The 16,357-nt window shown below is 69.6% G+C and carries 14 protein-coding genes and 1 tRNA gene; 4 read left to right on the top strand and 11 right to left on the bottom strand.

What is annotated here, in order from left to right:
• Nucleotides 1-166 precede the first annotated feature (166 nt).
• From ACFXGJ_RS11055 to ACFXGJ_RS11020, 8 genes are all read right to left on the bottom strand, one after another.
• Complete coding sequence (locus tag ACFXGJ_RS11055) at nt 167-589, bottom strand: acyl-CoA thioesterase (protein ID WP_378618945.1); 423 nt, start codon at nt 587-589, stop codon at nt 167-169.
• A 5-nt stretch (nt 590-594) separates the two neighbouring features.
• On the bottom strand, nt 595-2,274 hold the full coding sequence (ettA, locus tag ACFXGJ_RS11050) for an energy-dependent translational throttle protein EttA (RefSeq protein ID WP_378427861.1): 1,680 nt from the start codon (nt 2,272-2,274) through the stop codon (nt 595-597).
• A gap of 75 nt (nt 2,275-2,349) precedes the next feature.
• Nucleotides 2,350-3,465, bottom strand: a complete 1,116-nt coding sequence (locus ACFXGJ_RS11045) for a lipase family protein (RefSeq protein ID WP_378618958.1) — start codon at nt 3,463-3,465, stop codon at nt 2,350-2,352.
• 132 nt (nt 3,466-3,597) lie between these two features.
• On the bottom strand, nt 3,598-4,740 hold the full coding sequence (locus tag ACFXGJ_RS11040) for a lipase family protein (RefSeq protein ID WP_378618955.1): 1,143 nt from the start codon (nt 4,738-4,740) through the stop codon (nt 3,598-3,600).
• A gap of 116 nt (nt 4,741-4,856) precedes the next feature.
• Nucleotides 4,857-5,984: a lipase family protein gene (locus ACFXGJ_RS11035; RefSeq protein ID WP_378618942.1), complete on the bottom strand. Its 1,128-nt coding sequence runs from the start codon at nt 5,982-5,984 to the stop codon at nt 4,857-4,859.
• A 73-nt stretch (nt 5,985-6,057) separates the two neighbouring features.
• Nucleotides 6,058-7,182 (bottom strand): lipase family protein, encoded by a 1,125-nt coding sequence (locus ACFXGJ_RS11030; protein WP_378618940.1) that lies wholly within the window; start codon nt 7,180-7,182, stop codon nt 6,058-6,060.
• An 87-nt stretch (nt 7,183-7,269) separates the two neighbouring features.
• Nucleotides 7,270-7,761, bottom strand: a complete 492-nt coding sequence (locus ACFXGJ_RS11025; protein WP_378618938.1) for a single-stranded DNA-binding protein — start codon at nt 7,759-7,761, stop codon at nt 7,270-7,272.
• A gap of 166 nt (nt 7,762-7,927) precedes the next feature.
• On the bottom strand, nt 7,928-8,581 hold the full coding sequence (locus ACFXGJ_RS11020) for a TetR/AcrR family transcriptional regulator (RefSeq protein WP_378618935.1): 654 nt from the start codon (nt 8,579-8,581) through the stop codon (nt 7,928-7,930).
• A 195-nt stretch (nt 8,582-8,776) separates the two neighbouring features.
• Here ACFXGJ_RS11020 and ACFXGJ_RS11015 point away from each other — a divergent pair, with 195 nt between their 5' ends.
• Nucleotides 8,777-9,706 carry an oxygenase MpaB family protein gene (locus ACFXGJ_RS11015; RefSeq protein WP_378618952.1) on the top strand — a complete coding sequence of 310 codons (930 nt, stop codon included), beginning with the start codon at nt 8,777-8,779 and terminating at the stop codon, nt 9,704-9,706.
• A 7-nt stretch (nt 9,707-9,713) separates the two neighbouring features.
• On the opposite strand, the gene ACFXGJ_RS11010 is transcribed toward ACFXGJ_RS11015, so the two are convergent.
• Nucleotides 9,714-11,744: a cytochrome c oxidase assembly protein gene (locus ACFXGJ_RS11010; protein WP_378618932.1), complete on the bottom strand. Its 2,031-nt coding sequence runs from the start codon at nt 11,742-11,744 to the stop codon at nt 9,714-9,716.
• Nucleotides 11,745-11,866: 122 nt separating this feature from the next.
• Between ACFXGJ_RS11010 and ACFXGJ_RS11005 the strand changes: the two genes are divergently transcribed.
• Both ACFXGJ_RS11005 and ACFXGJ_RS11000 read left to right on the top strand, forming a co-directional pair.
• Nucleotides 11,867-11,940 (top strand) — tRNA-Arg (locus ACFXGJ_RS11005).
• 371 nt (nt 11,941-12,311) lie between these two features.
• Complete coding sequence (locus tag ACFXGJ_RS11000) at nt 12,312-13,235, top strand: alpha/beta hydrolase (protein WP_378618930.1); 924 nt, start codon at nt 12,312-12,314, stop codon at nt 13,233-13,235.
• A 24-nt stretch (nt 13,236-13,259) separates the two neighbouring features.
• On the opposite strand, the gene ACFXGJ_RS10995 is transcribed toward ACFXGJ_RS11000, so the two are convergent.
• Entirely contained in the window at nt 13,260-13,631 is a 372-nt protein-coding gene (locus tag ACFXGJ_RS10995) for a hypothetical protein (RefSeq protein WP_378618927.1), read from the bottom strand.
• Nucleotides 13,632-14,268: 637 nt separating this feature from the next.
• Here ACFXGJ_RS10995 and ACFXGJ_RS10990 point away from each other — a divergent pair.
• Entirely contained in the window at nt 14,269-14,412 is a 144-nt protein-coding gene (locus ACFXGJ_RS10990; protein ID WP_378618924.1) for a hypothetical protein, read from the top strand.
• Nucleotides 14,413-14,470: 58 nt separating this feature from the next.
• On the opposite strand, the gene ACFXGJ_RS10985 is transcribed toward ACFXGJ_RS10990, so the two are convergent.
• A complete protein-coding gene (locus ACFXGJ_RS10985; protein WP_378618922.1) occupies nt 14,471-16,174 on the bottom strand; it encodes a sulfatase-like hydrolase/transferase in 1,704 nt (567 codons plus the stop codon).
• Nucleotides 16,175-16,357 lie beyond the last annotated feature (183 nt).

The following is a 16,357-nucleotide window of genomic DNA, read 5'->3' as shown; positions in this document are numbered from 1 at the left end:
CAGGCTCGCCGTCCACTCAGCGTCGAATCGGTCGGCAGATACGGTCATCTCGCGGTTCACCCCCTGGTCGATACGACAGGTGTGCCCCTCGAGCCTAGTCGCGGCAGGCCCCCGGACACCGGATATGCCGGAGGCGTCGCCCGGGGGTCTGCCGCAGACCGTGGAACTAGACCGTGGCCCCCGCGGGCACGTACTGCGTGAGCAGCTCACGGGTCCGGTCGGAGAGCGGAACCGACTTCTCGGTCTTCGGATCGAATCCGACCAGTACCCCGTCCGCGGCCGCGCAGACGGCGCCGTGCCGGTCACGCATCACGTTCCGGACGGTGAACGACGACGTCCCGACCCGCAGGATGCTCACCTCGACGGTGAGCGGTCCGGTGGCGTCGGTCACCGGACGTAGGAAGTCGAACTCCATCCGACGCACCACCATCGGGGTGGGCGACGCGCCCGCCCCGATGATGCAGTCGCGGAAGAACCTGGTCCGCGCCTCCTGCGCGTACTCGGCATACAGCACGTTGTTCACGTGGCCGAGGCGATCGGAATCACCCCAGCGCACCTGAATCTCACAGGAATACGTCTTGTCGGACACTCGGACTAGTCCCGGGTGAGCTTGCGGTGCGTGACCCGGTGCGGACGGGCCGCGTCGGCACCGAGCCTGGCGACCTTGTTCTCCTCGTAGGCCTCGAAGTTGCCCTCGAACCAGTACCAGGCCGCCTCGTTGTCGCCGAATGCACCCTCCCACGCGAGGATGTGCGTGCAGGTCCGGTCCAGGAACCAGCGGTCGTGGGAGATCACCACGGCGCAACCCGGGAAGTCCTGCAGCGCGTTCTCGAGCGAGCTGAGGGTCTCGACGTCGAGGTCGTTGGTCGGCTCGTCGAGCAGGATCAGGTTGCCGCCCTCCTTGAGGGTCAGCGCCAGGTTCAGCCGGTTGCGCTCACCACCGGAGAGCACCCCGGCCGGCTTCTGCTGGTCCGGACCCTTGAAACCGAACGCTGAGACGTAGGCGCGCGAGGGCATCTCGTTCTGGCCGACCTCGATGTAGTCGAGTCCGTCGGAGACCGTCTCCCACACCGTCTTCTTCGGGTCGATGTTCGCGCGCGTCTGGTCGACGTAGCTGAGCTTGACGGTCTCGCCGACCTTGACGGTGCCCGAGTCCGGCTCCTCGAGACCGACGATGGTCTTGAACAGCGTGGTCTTGCCGACGCCGTTGGGACCGATGACGCCGACGATGCCGTTACGCGGCAGCGTGAACGACAGGTCCTTGATCAGCAGGCGACCCTCGAAGCCCTTGTCCAGGTTGTCCACCTCGACGACCACGTTGCCGAGGCGCGGCGGCGTCGGGATCTGGATCTCCTCGAAGTCGAGCTTGCGGTGCTTCTCGGCCTCCGTGACCATCTCGTCGTAGCGGTCGAGGCGGGCCTTGTTCTTGGCCTGACGGGCCTTGGCGCCGGAGCGGACCCAGGCGAGCTCCTCCTTGAGACGCTTCTGCAGCTTCTGGTCCTTCTTGCCCTGCACCTCGAGGCGGGCGGCCTTCTGCTCCAGGTAGGTGGAGTAGTTGCCCTCGTACGGGTACAAGCGGCCGCGGTCGACCTCGCAGATCCACTGCGCGACGTGGTCGAGGAAGTAGCGGTCGTGAGTGACGGCCAGGATGGCGCCGGGGTAGGCGGCCAGGTGCTGCTCGAGCCAGAGCACGGACTCGGCGTCGAGGTGGTTGGTCGGCTCGTCGAGGAGCAGCAGGTCGGGCTTGCTCAGCAGCAGCCTGCACAGCGCGATGCGGCGCTTCTCGCCACCGGAGAGGTGGGTGACGGGCTCGTCGGCCGGCGGGCAGCGCAGCGCGTCCATGGCCTGCTCGATCTGGGAGTCGACCTCCCAGGCGTCGGCGTGGTCGAGCTTCTCCTGGAGCTCGCCCATCTCCTCCATGAGCTCGTCGGAGTAGTCGGTGGCCATCAGCTCGGCGATCTCGTTGTAGCGCTTGAGCTGCACCATCGTCTCGCCGAGGCCCTCCTCGACGTTCTCACGGGCGGTCTTGGTCTCGTCGAGGTGCGGCTCCTGCATGAGAATGCCGACGGAGGCACCCGGCGCGAGGAAGGCCTCGCCGTTGCCCGGCTGGTCGAGCCCGGCCATGATCTTGAGGATGGAGGATTTACCCGCGCCGTTCGGGCCGACGACACCGATTTTCGCTCCCGGGTAGAAGCTCATCGTGACGTCATCGAGGATGACCTTGTCGCCGTGCGCCTTGCGCACCTTCTTCATCGTGTAAATGAACTCCGCCATGGGCACCAGAGTATCGGCACACGTCGCGGTGCCCCAATCCACGCCGCCCCGGGCTGTGGACAGCCGCACCGCTGGTCAGATGTGCGCGCGGGCGAACGCGATCACGTCGGGCAGGGACTGCGTCAAGGAGACCTGGTGTGCGCTCGGGTAGGTGCGGAAGGTGACATCCTGCCCGTTGGCGAACACGTCGGCGGCGAGTTTGGCACCGAGCGGGTACGGGACGGTCCGATCCAGCAGTCCGTGCCCGACGAACACCGGCCGGTCGTAGCCGGTGGTGGGCACCGCGAGGTAGTCCCGAATGGCGTCGCGGAACTGCGGGATGTCGAGCGGACGGGCCAGCATCTGACCGATACCGACTGTGCCGGCCCGGTCCGCGAGTTCGGCGTAGCACAACGCCTCGGAGTCCTCGACGATCGCGGCGCCGGCCGGGGTGAGCAGCTCGCCGACCGGCAAGTCCGGCCGGGCCACCCTCAGCCCGTCGACCACGTAGGCGGCGAAATTGGTCAGGCCGGTCAGGCCCAGGTCGGGAAAGCCCGGGCCCCCGAGGGGGAAGAGCTGATCGAGGTTGGCCGGAGTCCCGGTCGCGACGACACCCCGGTAGTCCAGCTCGGGCGCATAGCTCGTTGCCTCGTGCGCGGCGAACATGGCGGCGTGTCCGCCCTGCGAATGCCCGACGGCCAGCCAGGTGCGCGACAGTTGCGGGGCGACCGACGTCGCCGCCCGGACCATGTCGATCACCGCCCTGCCCTCGCTGCGGCCGTGCAGGTATGCGTGCACGCCCGCGGTCCCGAGCCCGACGTAGTCGGTGGCGACCACCGCGAAGCCGGCGCCGAGCCAGGTGTCCAGGTACTCACGCGTGAGCGAGGAGACGTCGCCGAAGGACGGCGCGCACGCGTCGGCGACACCCGTGGTGCCATGTGCCCAGGAGACGACCGGCCACCCGCCGGCGGGTGCTACGCCACGCGGTAGGTACACCGCACCGGTGCTCAACGCCGGCGCGCCGGCAGGCCCCTCGGTCCAGTAGGTCAGCCGGTAGCCCTCGGCAGCGCCGGAAAGGGTCGACGCCGGAACCAGGTCGCCGCGCGCGATCACCGTCCCGGGACCGGTGCCCGCGGCCCGCGCGAACGCGGGAACGGGGACGAGGGCGGCGAGCACCGCGAGGACCGTGGACACCACGGCCAGCAGGCACATTCGAACCCGTTGCGGCACAACGACGGTCGAACCGACTTCCCCGGACCCGATCACTGCTGTGTGCGGCACGCCTTCTGTCTACCGCACCGCACGGCCGATGTGTCGAGCTACGTCGCCGCGCGAGTCACACCGTCAGGCGCCGAACAGCGACCGCACGAACGCCGTGGTGTCGGGCAGCGCCTGGAATGGCGATCCCCCGTGGTTGCCCGGGTAGGTCCGGAACGTCACCGGCTGGCCCGCCATCTGCAGGTCGAGTGCGAGCTTCGCGCCGAGCGGGAACGGCACCGTCTGATCCGTGAGGCCGTGCCCGATGAAGACCGGCCGGTCGTAGCCGGTGGTGGGAACCGCGAGGTAGTCACGCAGCGCCGAGCGGATCTGCGGGGTGTCGAGCGGCCGGCTGAGCATCTCGCCGACACCGAAGGTCCCCGCGCGCTTGAGGAGCGGGACGAAGCACATCGTCTCCGAGACCTTGACGAGCTCGCGGCCGGCCGGGGTGAGGTAGTCGTCGATGGGCAGGTCCGGCCGTGCCACCTTCAGACCGTCGACGACGTAGGCCGCGAAGGGGGTCAGTCCGTTCAGGCCCAGGTTCGGGAACCCCGGTCCACCGAGCGGGAACAGCTGGTCGAGGTTCGCCGGGGTTCCGGTGGCGACGGCGCCCCGGTAGTCCAGTTCGGGCGCGTAGCTGGTCGCCTCGTGCGCGGCGAACATCGCGGCGTGGCCGCCCTGCGAGTGCCCGACGACCACCCAGGACTTCGACAGTGACGGTGTGATCGCCCGGGCGGCACGGACCATGTCGATCACGGCCCGACCCTCGCTGCGACCGTGCAGGTAGGCATGCGTGCCCTCGTTGCCCAGGCCCACGTAGTCGGTAGCCACCACCGCGTAACCCTGCGCCAACCACGCGGAGACGTAGTCGCGGGTCAGGGCGGTGACGTCGTACCCCGACGAGGGAGCGCAGTCGTCGCCGACGCCGGTGGTGCCGTGCGCCCAGGACACCACGGGCCACCCACCCGCGGGTGCGACGCCCTTGGGCAGGTAGACCGCACCGGCGCTGCGTGCGGGGGTGCCGGTCGGCCCCTCGGTCCAGTAGACGACGCGGTAACTGTCGGCAGTGTTCGGCAGCAGCGCGATCGGCGGCAGCTGCTCACGGGTCACCACCGTCCCGGGACCGGGTTCCGAGGCCTGGGCGAGCGCGGGAATCGGAGCAAGGGTCACGACCACCGCGAGTGACGCCGGGACCAGGGCACGAACCCACCGCCGAACGCGGTGCCGCACACCGGCAGTCGGATGGGATCTCACGGGCTTGCTCACAGTCGTCTCCGGCACGGAACCTGTCTACCTCACCGCCGCGACGAATTGTCGGATACTGAGACAGCGATACCACACAGTGGTCACCGCAGCACGCGCTCGACGAACGGGACCGAGTCGTCGAAGGAGGCCGCCGGGGTACCCAGGTGGTCGGCGCCGGCGTAGGTCCGGAAGGTCAGATCGGTTCCGGACGCGGCAAGTTCGCCCGCCAGGGCGAGCGTGAGCGGGATCGGTACCACCAGGTCGCTGACGCCCTGACCGAGGAAGACAGGTCGGTCGTAGCCCGACGTCGGCACGCCCAAGTACTCGGTCAGCGCACGGCGCATCTCCTCGGTGCAGAGCGGCCGGGCGAACAGGTCCCCGACCGAGACTCCGGCCACGTGCTGCCCGAACGGCACCGTGCACATCTGGGTGGCGAGCTCCGCCAGCTCGCGGCCCTTCGGGGAGAGGTACCGGTCGACCTGGACATCCGGCCGTGCATCACGCAGCCCGACCATCGTGAACAGCATGAACTTCGTGAGCCCGACCAGCCCGAGGTCCGGGATCCCTGGGCCGGCCAACGGGAACACCCGGTCCAGATTCGAGGGGACACCCAGCGCGACCGCGCCACGGTAGTCGAGTTCGGGCGCATAGCCGGTCGCCAGCCGCGCCGTGAGCATGGCCGCCTGCCCGCCCTGCGACAATCCGGCGACCACCCATTTCGACGAGAGCTGCGGCGCCACCGCCCGGGCGGCACGCACCATGTCGATCACGTTGTGAGCGGCAGCCACCCCGTCCAGGTAGGCGAGCGGTCCGGGGGTGCCGAGCCCGGTGTAGTCGGTGGCGACGACCGCGTACCCGCGTGCCAGCCAGCGCGCGAGGTAGTCGGCCTCCGCGGCGCTCGACCCCACCACCGACGGCGCGCACTGCTCCGCGATCCCGACGGTCCCGTGCGCGTACGAGACCACCGGCCAGCCGCCGGCGGGCACCGGGCCTCGCGGCAGATGCACGGAACCGCTGCTGACGGTCGGCGCACCGTAGTGGTCGGCGGTGAGATAGGTGACGCGGTACTCGCGCTCCGCCCCGGGAATCGACGCGACCGGCGCGAGATTCGTCGTGGACACCACCTCGCCACCCGCACCAGCGCCCGGGCTGGCGAAGGCGGGCACCCCCACGGCCGCGACGACCACCGCGCAGGCGACGGCGATCAGGACCCGGAATCTGGCGCGCATCATCGCAATCGTCTCCCCCACTGCGGCCGACGGAACGCTTCTGTCTACCGCACCGCGAAGTGGGCGCGGCGCCTTATCGCATCACCCGATCGACGAACCGCGCCGAGTCCCCGAACGATGCGGCGAGCGTGTCCACGTGACCGGTGCCCGGGTAGGCGACGAAGGTGACGTCGGTCCCGCTGCGCTCAAGGTCGGCGACGAGCGCGAGCGTCAACGGGATCGGAACGGTCAGGTCGGCGACACCGTGCCCGACGAACAGCGGTCGGTCGTATCCGGTCGTCGGTACGGCGAGGTAGTCGGTGAGCGCGCTGCGCATCTGGGGGTTGTCGAGCGGACGCGAGAACAGCTGACCGACCGAGACGCCCGCGACCGCGCGGCCGACCTGGGGCGAGCACATTTGCTCGGCCTTGGCTGCCAGATCGAGCCCGAGCGGCGACAGGTACCCGTCGATGTCGAGATCCGGTCGCGCGGCACGCAACCCGACGATCGCCAGCAGCCCGAAGGTGGTCAGTCCCTGCACACCGACGTCCGGGAAACCCGGGCCGCCGAACGGGAACAGCTTCTCGAGATTCGACGGCGCACCCAGCGCGACCCCACCCCGGTAGTCGAGTTCGGGTGCGTACCGCGTCGCCTCGTGCGCGGTGAGCAACGCCGCCTGCCCGCCTTCGGACAGCCCGGCCACGACCCACCGGCGCGACAGGGTCGGGTCGATCGCCCGGCCGGCCCGCACCATGTCGATCACGCTGTGCGCGGCGGCCCTCCCGTCGAGATAGGGCAGCACACCGGGAGTGCCGAGGCCGAGGTAGTCGGTGACGACCACGGCATATCCGCGGCCCAGCCATCCAGCGAGGTAGTCCGCCTCGGGTTCGTACATGCCTGCGGTCGAGGGTGCGCACTGGTCGGCGACCCCGATCGTCCCGTGCGCATACGACACCACCGGCCAACCACCCGGAGGCGGCCGGCCGGGTGGCAGATACACCGCGCCGGTGCTGATCGCGGGCGCGCCGACGTGGTCGGTGGTGGCATAGGTGACCCGTTGTGCCTGCGCCGCGCCGGGCAACCAGTGCTCCCGGGGCAGTTCCTCCGACGAGATCACCGAGCCGGGCGGAGCCGACCCCGCCGTGGCGGGAAGTCCCGCCACAGCGGTCAGCACCGCCACGACTGTCACCAACAGCGCCGAGACCCTCGTGCGCAGCATTGCGAATCGCCTCCCCGACATCGACGGTCGGCTTTCACCACGGTAGGCCCGCATCGGGGCGCGCCGAGGCGGTTTCGGCTCGTCACCTCAGCCGGCGGCCGCCACCGCGAACTCGCCGTCGCCGTCCGGGTCGGGCACGAGTGAGGCGTGCGGGCCGGACGGGGCCGAGCCGGGGCTCTCCCCCGGATCGGTGGCCGGCTCCTGCCCCGGCGGTCCGCCGCGCGGGCGATCGAGCTTCGCGATGCAGCGCGCGAGGTCCGGCCCGAGGGCGCTGGCCCGCATCTCGAGATCGGAGCGCTCCACGCCGTCGCGGGTGGTGTACTCGTTCGTGCGCAGCTGCCCGTACGCGATGATCGGATCGCCCTTCATCAGGCCCGCTCCGACCCCGGCGACGAGACGTCGCCAGCAACTGACCGTCAGGTAGAGGGTGCCGCCGTCAGTCCACTCCCCGGTGGACTGGTCGCGGCGCCTGGTGTTGCTGGCCATCCGGAAACTGATCACCTCCTCGCCGGAGTGGGTGAGCCGCTTGGCCGGCATGGTGATGACGGTGCCGACCACCGCCGTGTGCGTCTCGTACATGTTCCGCCCCTTTGCATCCGGTGGACCCGAGGGCCCCTCGACTGCCAGCCTCCCCCGGCCTCGGACCGGATGCCACGGGCGCCGCGAAGCCGTGGACAACCGCGCCGGCCGTCCACAGCGGCGACGAAAACCGGTGCGCCGGGCCGTCGTTCGTCGGAGGGTCGTGCTAGCTGCCGGGACGAGCGGTCAAGGATCCGGCCAGGGCGTGCGCATAGGTCGCGAGTCGATCGCTCGTGTACGTGACGGGGTCGCCGACCGCGAGCCTGCCGAGCATCTCCGCGAACGAGAGCATCGTGTGGGCGAGCAGCACCGGGTCCAGGCCCGCCAGGCCCGGCTCCAGCGCGATCCCGACCCGCGCGAGGTCCTCGGCGCGCTCCAGCACCGTGGCCCGGGACGCGCGCAGATGCTCGCGGTACTCGCTCGGGGCGTGGTCGGGCGCGGTGAGGATGAGCCCCCATCGGACCGGGTTCGCCAACACGACGGAGACGAACGCCGACACCGTGCCCGCGTAGGCGGCGGTGGGACCGAGCACGCTCAGATCCGTCGGCATGTTCGCGAGGACCTGTTCGAGGGCGCGGCCGTTCTCGCGGTCGAGGAGTGCCGCCACAAGCTCACCACGCGTTCGAAAAACGGTGTACAACACGGGTTTACCCACGCCCGCCTCGGCGGCAACCGCCTCCATGCTGAGCTGGTGCAGGCCGTCCCGGCCGGTCACCGTGAAGGCGGCGTCGAGCAACTGCTCCCGACGCTGCTCGGGCGGCAGCCGCGGTGCGTACCTGCGGCGAGACCGTCCGCCCGCGGTCGTGTCCGCCTTCGTCATCCACGCCACCTCCACGTCCACCCTACGGTCGCGGGACCCCGGTCCTGCCGCCACCCGCCAATGCTACGCAACCGTTGTATTCGCACCCCACAATTGTTACGGTCGCGTTGTATTCATGGCAGGCGGCACGCCGCCGCCCGACAGCCGAGGGAGACGATCCAGATGACGGCGACGCAGGACCCGACCTCCAGCCGCATGCTTGCCGACCGCGGCTGGCCCTTCGACCCGTCCCGCCGACGCGAGGACCTCGGCTTCTTCGGCCCGGGATCACCGACGTGGAAGGTGTGGACGAGCCCGACGGCCCTGCTCGGTTTCCAGCGCGCGGTCACGCTCGAACACTTCGACCCGTTCCTGACCGCGGCGGTCGCCGACGCGCGCGGGATCTACCTCGACCCCCGCGGCCGGCTCGACGGCACGCTGTCCTACTTCCTGATCGTCGCCGTCGGCGACAGCCGCTCGGCGATCGAGACGTCCGACCTGTTGATGCGGGTGCACGCCAAGGCGACCGGCATCGAACCGATCAGCGGTAAGCGCTACAGCGCCAACAGTCCCGAGAGCCAGTTGTGGATCCACGTGACCGGATGGCACTCGGTACTCAAGTGCTACGAGACGTTCGGGCCGGGTCCGCTGACCCGCGAGGAGGAGGACCGGTACTGGGCGGATTGCGCGGTGGCCGCCGAACTGCAGACGTGCAGGAGCTCGGACGTCCCTCGTTCCCGGGATCAGGTTCGCGAGTACTTCGAGTCGGTCCGGTCGCGGCTGTGCGTCTCCGAGCCGGCGCTCGAGGGCATGCACTACCTGCTGCGCACCCGGGGCGGGCGCGGACGATGGCCGTTGTGGGCGATGAGCCGGGCGATGGCACCCGCCACCGTCTCCACCCTGCCCGCGTGGATGCGACGGCTCGGCGATGTCGACCAGCCCGCGGCGGTCGACCGGATCGTCGCTCCGCTCACCCGCGTCGCGGTCCGCGCCGCCGCGACGCCGCGGGTCGAACTCGCGGTGATCAAGCGACTGCTGCCGATGACCCATGCGGTGCTCGACCAGCACTTCAACGGCGCCCCGCCGGTCCTGGCCGAGACCGTGACCCCGGCACGCGCCCGCGAACTCGCGGCGACGCCGGCCTGACGACCGGTCAGTGACCGGCCTCGCGGTCCCGGCGCGCGAGCTCGGCGAACATCGCGTTGTGCGCGGCGAGTTCGGCGTCGTCGTCGCGATCGGCGGCGCGATCGACACGCTTGGCCGTCTTCTGGTCGGCGCGCGACCACTGCACCAACAGTGCCAGCATCACCAGTACCAGCGGGATCTCGCCGGTCGCCCACGCCAGGCCCGCGCCCAGTCGCTGATCCCCGAGCAGGTCGTCGTTCCAACCCAGGGCGAGCGCCCGGTAGAACCAGCCGCCGATCGCCTCGGACGTCATCATCAACGCGACCCCGAAGAACGCGTGGAAGGGCAGCGACCCGAAGACCATCGCGAGCTTGGTGATCGGTGTCAGGTTCCGGGGGGCCGGGTCGATGCCGATCACGACCCAGTAGAAGAGGTACCCGCTGAGGATGAAGTGCAGGTTCATCAGCAGGTGCGCGCCGTGCGAGTCGAGAGTCGCGTCGAAGATGCCACCCAGGTACAGCGCGTAGAAGCCGCCGACGAACAGCACCGAGGCGACCAGCGGGTGGGTGAGGAACCGGGAGACGGGACTGTGCAGGGCGGCCAGCAGCCACTCTCGCGGTCCCGGCACACCGTTCGGTCCGGCCGGCGTGAGCGCCCGCAGCGCCAGCGTCATCGGTCCACCGAGCACCAGCAGCACCGGGGCCAGCATGGACAGTGCCATGTGACCACCCATGTGCACACTGAACATCGCGGTCGAGTACCGGCCGACGCCCGAGGACGTCGCGAACAGCAGCACCAGACAGCCCAGCAGCCACGCCACCGTCCGGCCGACCGGCCAGCTGTCGCCGCGCTTGCGCAGCCGCCGCACGCCGATCACGTAGACCACGGCCGCGATGATCGCGGCGGTGCCGAACACAAGGTCGAAGCGCCAGTCGAAGAGAAGTCGGGCCACGGTCGGCGGACCGTCGAGGTTGTAGCCCAACTGGACCTCGGCGGGGGTCGGCTGCAGGTCCTCCGGCGGCGGCGGCGTCCGACCGAGGCCGACGGCGATGCCGATGGTCGCGGCGAACACGAGCGCCTCGACTCCCGCGAAGCGGATCAGGGCGGCCCGAGAGGTCGGGTCGGCGGCCAGCGCGGGCAACGCCCGGCGACGCTGCGCGAAGCCGATCACGCCGAGCACCACCAGCGCGACCGTCTTCGCGACGAGCAGCCAGCCGTACGTGCTGGTGAACAGATCGTCGAGGGGCAGCCGGACGAGACCGTTGACGACGCCGGAGATCGCCATCACCACGAAGGCGACGACCGCCAGCGCGGAGAACCGCCGAGCGGCCACGTCGGTGTACGCACCGCGGCGGCGGGCGTGTGCCAGCAACGCGATCAGTCCGCCCGCCCACAGCGAGGCAGCGATCAGGTGCCAGAGCAGGCTGTTGGTCGCGACATCGTGCGAGCCGCCGGCCGAGGAGTGCCCGGTCAGGGCAAGCGGGATCAGGCTGGCGATGCCGAGCAGCAGCAGCACCGGGGTCCAGCCCCAGCGCAGCACCATCCGGGTGCCGACCGCGAGGAGCACCGCCAGGATCGCCGTGTTGCGCCAGGCCCCGGCGAGCTCGATCTGCGGGATGGCCTTCCAGAGGTTCTGCGGCTGCAGGGCGGTGCCCAGCGGCTGCCCCGAGGTGTCCGAGACGGTCAACGGGACCAGCACCAGCGCGCAGGCCGCCCACACGATCGCGGCGTTCGACGCGATCCGCACCGCGCGGTAGCCGTCCACGTCGAGGACACCGCTGCGCTGGGGCGGCACCAGGAACGCGGCCAGCAGCAGCGATCCGATCGCGATCACGGCCGCGACCTCACCGGCGGCCTTGACCGCGGGCAGTCCGTAGGTGGTGAGCGGCCCGGGGTCCGGGATGCCCAGTCGGATCAGCGCCTCCGAGGCGGTCAGCCCGACCACGATCGCCGCGACCAGTCCGGCGATGATCCCGAGGGTGACGAAGATGGGAACCGAGGACTCCCCTGCCTTGCGGGTCGGCGGCGTGTCGGAGGGGGCGAGCTCGGGTGATGCCATGACCACCAGGGTAGGAGGCGCGCGCGAGTGCGGTTCGAGCAGGTTCACGGGCCCGCCCCCGTGCCTGGCAGGATCGAACGCCGCGAGCCGGTAGACTCCTGAGCCGATCCCACGCGGATCATGCCTCCGTAGCTCAGTTGGATAGAGCAAGAGCCTTCTAATCTCTAGGTCGCAGGTTCGATTCCTGCCGGGGGCACCCTTTCGACCTGAACAGATGCGTCAGGTCACGGTGTCGGCGCCGCCCGCGGCCTGAACCATCTCGATCACCTCCGGAGTGAGGGCGGATGAGCACGTCGAGAAGTGGCAAGAATCACGGGCAGTGTCCGCCCCAATCGCACCCGAGCACGTTGTACAGCACCCGCTGGCACAACTCGGGAATGGGCAGCACCCGCGTCCAGCCCTGACCGAGCCAGTCACGTGCACACACAAGGCACCACCTCCGCGTGCGCATCCCGGCCGTCAGATCAGGTCAGCCCCGCGGAATGGGCCGACAGGAGAATCGCGAGGCTCGGAATGCGTACGACGACAACCGACTCCGCCGTCACCGAGAGTGGGTAGGGTGCGTCCGTGCCGTTACGACGACCTCCTCTGCCCATCACCCGACCCGCCCGGACGCTGCTCCTCGCCGCGATCATCGCGATACCGATGACGTCCGGTTTCGCAGCACCGGCTCTCGCATCCGCTCCCGCGGCGGGACCCACCGCGCCGGCGGCGGCGCCCGCCGCTCCGGAACGGCAATCCGTCAGCGAGCGCTACGCGGCTACCGGCATCCATGCCGTCACATCGGTTGCGGTGCCCGGATACCAGGTGTTCTACCCCGCCGACATCGCCACCAGCCCCGACCGCCATCCGGTGGTCACCTTCGGCAACGGAAGCTACGCGACGTACGAGCAGTACGAGCAGTTGCTCCGCCACCTGGCCTCCTGGGGCTTCGTCGTCGTGGTCGCCGACAGCAGTGTCACCGGCGACGGAACCGAGATCCTGGCAGCAGCGCGCTATATCCTGGCGCAGAACGACAACCCGGAGAGCGTCTTTCACGATCGCATCGACGCCGCTCACGTCGCCGCCGTCGGACATTCGCAGGGCGCCGGCGGATCGATCAACGCCAGCACCAACTCCGAAGGCCTCATCACGTCAACCGCCGTGCTCGACCTGCCCGATCCGTGGTGGGCCTCTCGGCCTGTCGACGTGATCGACGTGGCTCGTCTGACAGGTCCGGTGTTCTACCTGACCGGATCCGATGATCCGGTGTCGACAGCCATACCGCAGGCCGCCTACCACGCCGTGAGCCCCGGGCCCGCCGCCCGCGGCCGCCTGCTGGGGGTGGGGCACAACTGGCCCACCGACGGAGGTGGATTCCGCGGGTACCTCACCGCGTGGCTGCGCTTCACCCTCACCGGCGACACCGACGCCGCCCGCGCCTTCGTCGGTCCGGCACCGGAACTGTTGGCCGACCCACGATGGGACGGGACCGCGGTCAAGGGTTGGTGAACTGATGCCTGGACGCGCTGAGAGCTATTGCGCGTAGGGGCCAGGTGTTGCCGCACCTGGAGGCGCAACGGCGGTCTTGGCGTAGTACCCGTGATCGGTCACGGAATACCGACCCAGCGGTCTGCCGTTCTGGTCGTACACAGCGCAGAATTCGTCCCGGTCGTCGCCTTGCCTGATCGTGCTGTAGTCGCCGCGCACCGCGCCGGTGCCATACGCGCCGGGGTTGGTCGTGCAGGTGTGCTCGAACGTGTCCGCCTGGGCTGCGGGCGAGAAGGCCGCGAAGGCAATGGCGCCGGCGGACAGGATGAACGCCGCATTACGGCACAGTCTTGTGGTGTTCCTGACCCGAGCGGCGATTGTGCCGTGGGCAGCGACCGCCGCGTGGCGGATGCTCATTTCGCTTCTCCCTTTCGGTGTTCGACGTGTGTCGAACACAGTTTCCGGGTGACCGGAAGGTTCCACTACCGCCCCGAGGGTGGAAGAAACCCGGCACAGGGCTGACAAAGTTCAGCCCTTGGGGCACTTGTGCCGCAGAAGTCGGCTGTTCGTCTCGACTCGGGGCGTGTTCCGGATTCCCCCTAGGCAGCGCGGGGGTTCCCCCTAAGCCGGCGGAGCCCCCGTACTTTCCCCTAATCCGGCGTGGAACCGTTCCCATCGGAGCCTGCACCGGATACAAATATGTCGATGGCGCTGCTGGACCCCCGACCCGGCAGCGCCATTTCCATCTCTTCTGCCATCCGCGTGTGATGTGAAACACTTCCAGCCCCGAGGGCGATAGTCCTGGGTGAGGTGAGTCTCATGGCAGGACAGTGCGCCGACCGGTCGGGTCGGCCCGACATCGAGAGCGTGGCGGCTCTCCCCTGCCGCTCGCCACCGTTTCCCGCCGCCACGGCGACGACGGCATCGCCCCGCGCGCGGTCACGGGGATCGACGAGCCGCCGCCGCGATCGCGACAGGTGCGCGCCCCGGTGTGCCCCCGACGCGATCGCCTCCGCACGGACAGTCAATACCCGCTAGTGAAGGCGATACGACGATGGACTTTCTCAACAATCTGGTCGACATTCTCGACAAGCTCATGGAGGTCATGGGCAAGATGCAAGGCGGAAACGGCGGGGGCGGCAGCCCGCTCGGCGGATTGGGCAGCCTGGGCGGCGGCACCGGCAGCCTCGGAAGCTGAGCACCCGACGATCCACCCGTCAACGGCCCCCGGCGTACCCGCCGGGGGCCTCGTCGCGTCAGACCGGCGTCGTCCCGGTCGCCGCCATCTTCGCGTAGAGCTTTCCCTGCATCAGCGCCTGCAGGTCCGGCCGGTAGTGGCCGACGTTCGCGGGGTCGGCCAGGTTGTGCAGCTCCTGCGGATCCGCCTGTAGGTCGTACAGCTCGTACTGCGACGGCGCGATGTGGGCGGGGTCGAAATACATCACGTACTTGTACCGCCCCTCGCGGATGCATCGCAGGTGGTTCGGCTGGGTGACGATGAACTGACCGTCCGGGGTGGCGCAGTTCTGGTCGTCGTAGGTGAACAGGACGTTGTCCTGCACCGTTGCGCTCGGCGACACCGGATTCGCGGCGGCGTCGTCGATCACCGGTGTGAGGTCGGTTCCGAGGAAGGTCCAGGCGCCCCGGTCGGGGACCCCGGCCAGCGTCGCCAGAGTCGGCAGCACGTCGATCAGTGACGCGAGGGCACCGGTCCGCACCGGCCGCGGGAACATCACCGGGTTGCTGATCACCAGCGGCACCCGCAGCGTCTCCTCGTAGGCGTTGAAGATCTTCTGCCGCAGGCCCCCGTGCGAGAGGCCCATCTCCCCGTGGTCGGAGAAGCGGACGACCACCGTCCTGTCGACCAGACCCGGTTTCGCCTCGAGCGCGTCGAGCACGCTGCCGATGTGCCGGTCGACCACCTTCTGCAGGTACCCGTAGAAGTTGACGTAGTTGTGCGCGGACTGCGGCCCCAGCAGCGGGCCGAGTCCGGCAGCCAGCAGGACCTGCGACTGCACCTGCGCGGTGGGTTTGAAGTTCGTCAGCAACGACTCGTCGAGGGTGGGCGGCAGGTCGATGCCCTGCTCGAAGCATCCTGGGGCCGCGGAACCGTAGTTGTCACAGTCCCCCTCGGCCGCGTTCCAGGTCTGCGGGTACGCCAGCAGATCGTGCGGGTTGGCCATCGACACCACCAGTGCGAACGGGGTGTCACTGTGCGGGTCAACGGAATTGAGGAACTCGACCGCCTCGTCGGCGATCTTCTGGTCGCGGTTGGCGCAACCGCCACCGAAGTTCGCGGGATTCGTGTCCTGCCCCGCCTCCGGCGGCTGCCAGCCCTCGAACCCGTACGCGGCGACATCCTCGGTACTCGCGTCGCCCCCGTCGGCACCCTTGCTCATGTGCCACTTGCCGCGGAACTGGACGTCGTATCCCGCCGAGGCCAGGACCCGGGCCATGTTCTGGGTGGCCGTCGAGAGCACCGGCTCGGTCGGCGAGACGGTGCCGCCGGTGGTCAGCGTGGCGACCACGCCGTGCTGCGCGGGAAACAGCCCGGTGAAGAACGTGCTGCGGCTCGGCGAGCACATGGCGGCCGAACAGAATGCGTTGTCGAAGGACAGTCCGTGATTCGCAATCCGTTGCCGGTTGGGCAGATTGCGCTCGGACCATCCCTGCGGCCAGTACATCGGTGGGCGTTCCTGGTCGGTGATCAGGATCAGGATGTTCGGGCGCACCGGCCGATTGCCTGCTCCCGCCCTGGATGACGGTTTCGCCTGTGCGGCAGCGGATTCCGCTACAGCACCGGCGACCATGCCCGCGGCGAGCAGCGCACCCGCCCCGCCGAGGAAGGTGCGTCGCGGCACCTCGGTTCCGGCCGCGTCGCCGTCGGCGCCCGCCTGATCCGGATGGGGAGGTGGCCGGTGATTCGACGCGGTCACCGCGCCCGTCGCGTGGATCGTCATGGCGAGTTCCTCCTCGAAACGAAGTGGAATGCAGTGGACGTGGACGGTCGATCAACACGTGTGCGCTTGCGCAGGTTATCAATTCGGACGAAAGGTCCGTGACGGTTCGGGTGGTCTGGTATTGCTGCACCCTCGCCGATTTCACCTGCAGGCCGCCGATGCCCGCGGTACAGTCGAACTCTG

It is taken from the genome of Rhodococcus sp. NPDC059234 (genome assembly GCF_042754225.1).
In the GTDB taxonomy this organism is placed as follows: domain Bacteria; phylum Actinomycetota; class Actinomycetes; order Mycobacteriales; family Mycobacteriaceae; genus Rhodococcus_G.
This window is presented reverse-complemented; position numbering and strand designations above follow the sequence as displayed.

Coding starts and splice junctions, on each gene's coding strand:
- ettA (WP_378427861.1), bottom strand. CDS start 2,274: ATGGCGGAGTTCATTTACACGATGAAGAAGGTGCGCAAGGCGCACGGC.
- ACFXGJ_RS11045 (WP_378618958.1), bottom strand. CDS start 3,465: ATGTGCCTGCTGGCCGTGGTGTCCACGGTCCTCGCGGTGCTCGCCGCC.
- ACFXGJ_RS11035 (WP_378618942.1), bottom strand. CDS start 5,984: ATGCGCGCCAGATTCCGGGTCCTGATCGCCGTCGCCTGCGCGGTGGTC.
- ACFXGJ_RS11030 (WP_378618940.1), bottom strand. CDS start 7,182: ATGCTGCGCACGAGGGTCTCGGCGCTGTTGGTGACAGTCGTGGCGGTG.
- ACFXGJ_RS11025 (WP_378618938.1), bottom strand. CDS start 7,761: ATGTACGAGACGCACACGGCGGTGGTCGGCACCGTCATCACCATGCCG.
- ACFXGJ_RS11020 (WP_378618935.1), bottom strand. CDS start 8,581: ATGACGAAGGCGGACACGACCGCGGGCGGACGGTCTCGCCGCAGGTAC.
- ACFXGJ_RS11015 (WP_378618952.1), top strand. CDS start 8,777: ATGCTTGCCGACCGCGGCTGGCCCTTCGACCCGTCCCGCCGACGCGAG.
- ACFXGJ_RS11010 (WP_378618932.1), bottom strand. CDS start 11,744: ATGGCATCACCCGAGCTCGCCCCCTCCGACACGCCGCCGACCCGCAAG.
- ACFXGJ_RS10995 (WP_378618927.1), bottom strand. CDS start 13,631: ATGAGCATCCGCCACGCGGCGGTCGCTGCCCACGGCACAATCGCCGCT.
- ACFXGJ_RS10990 (WP_378618924.1), top strand. CDS start 14,269: ATGGACTTTCTCAACAATCTGGTCGACATTCTCGACAAGCTCATGGAG.
- ACFXGJ_RS10985 (WP_378618922.1), bottom strand. CDS start 16,174: ATGACGATCCACGCGACGGGCGCGGTGACCGCGTCGAATCACCGGCCA.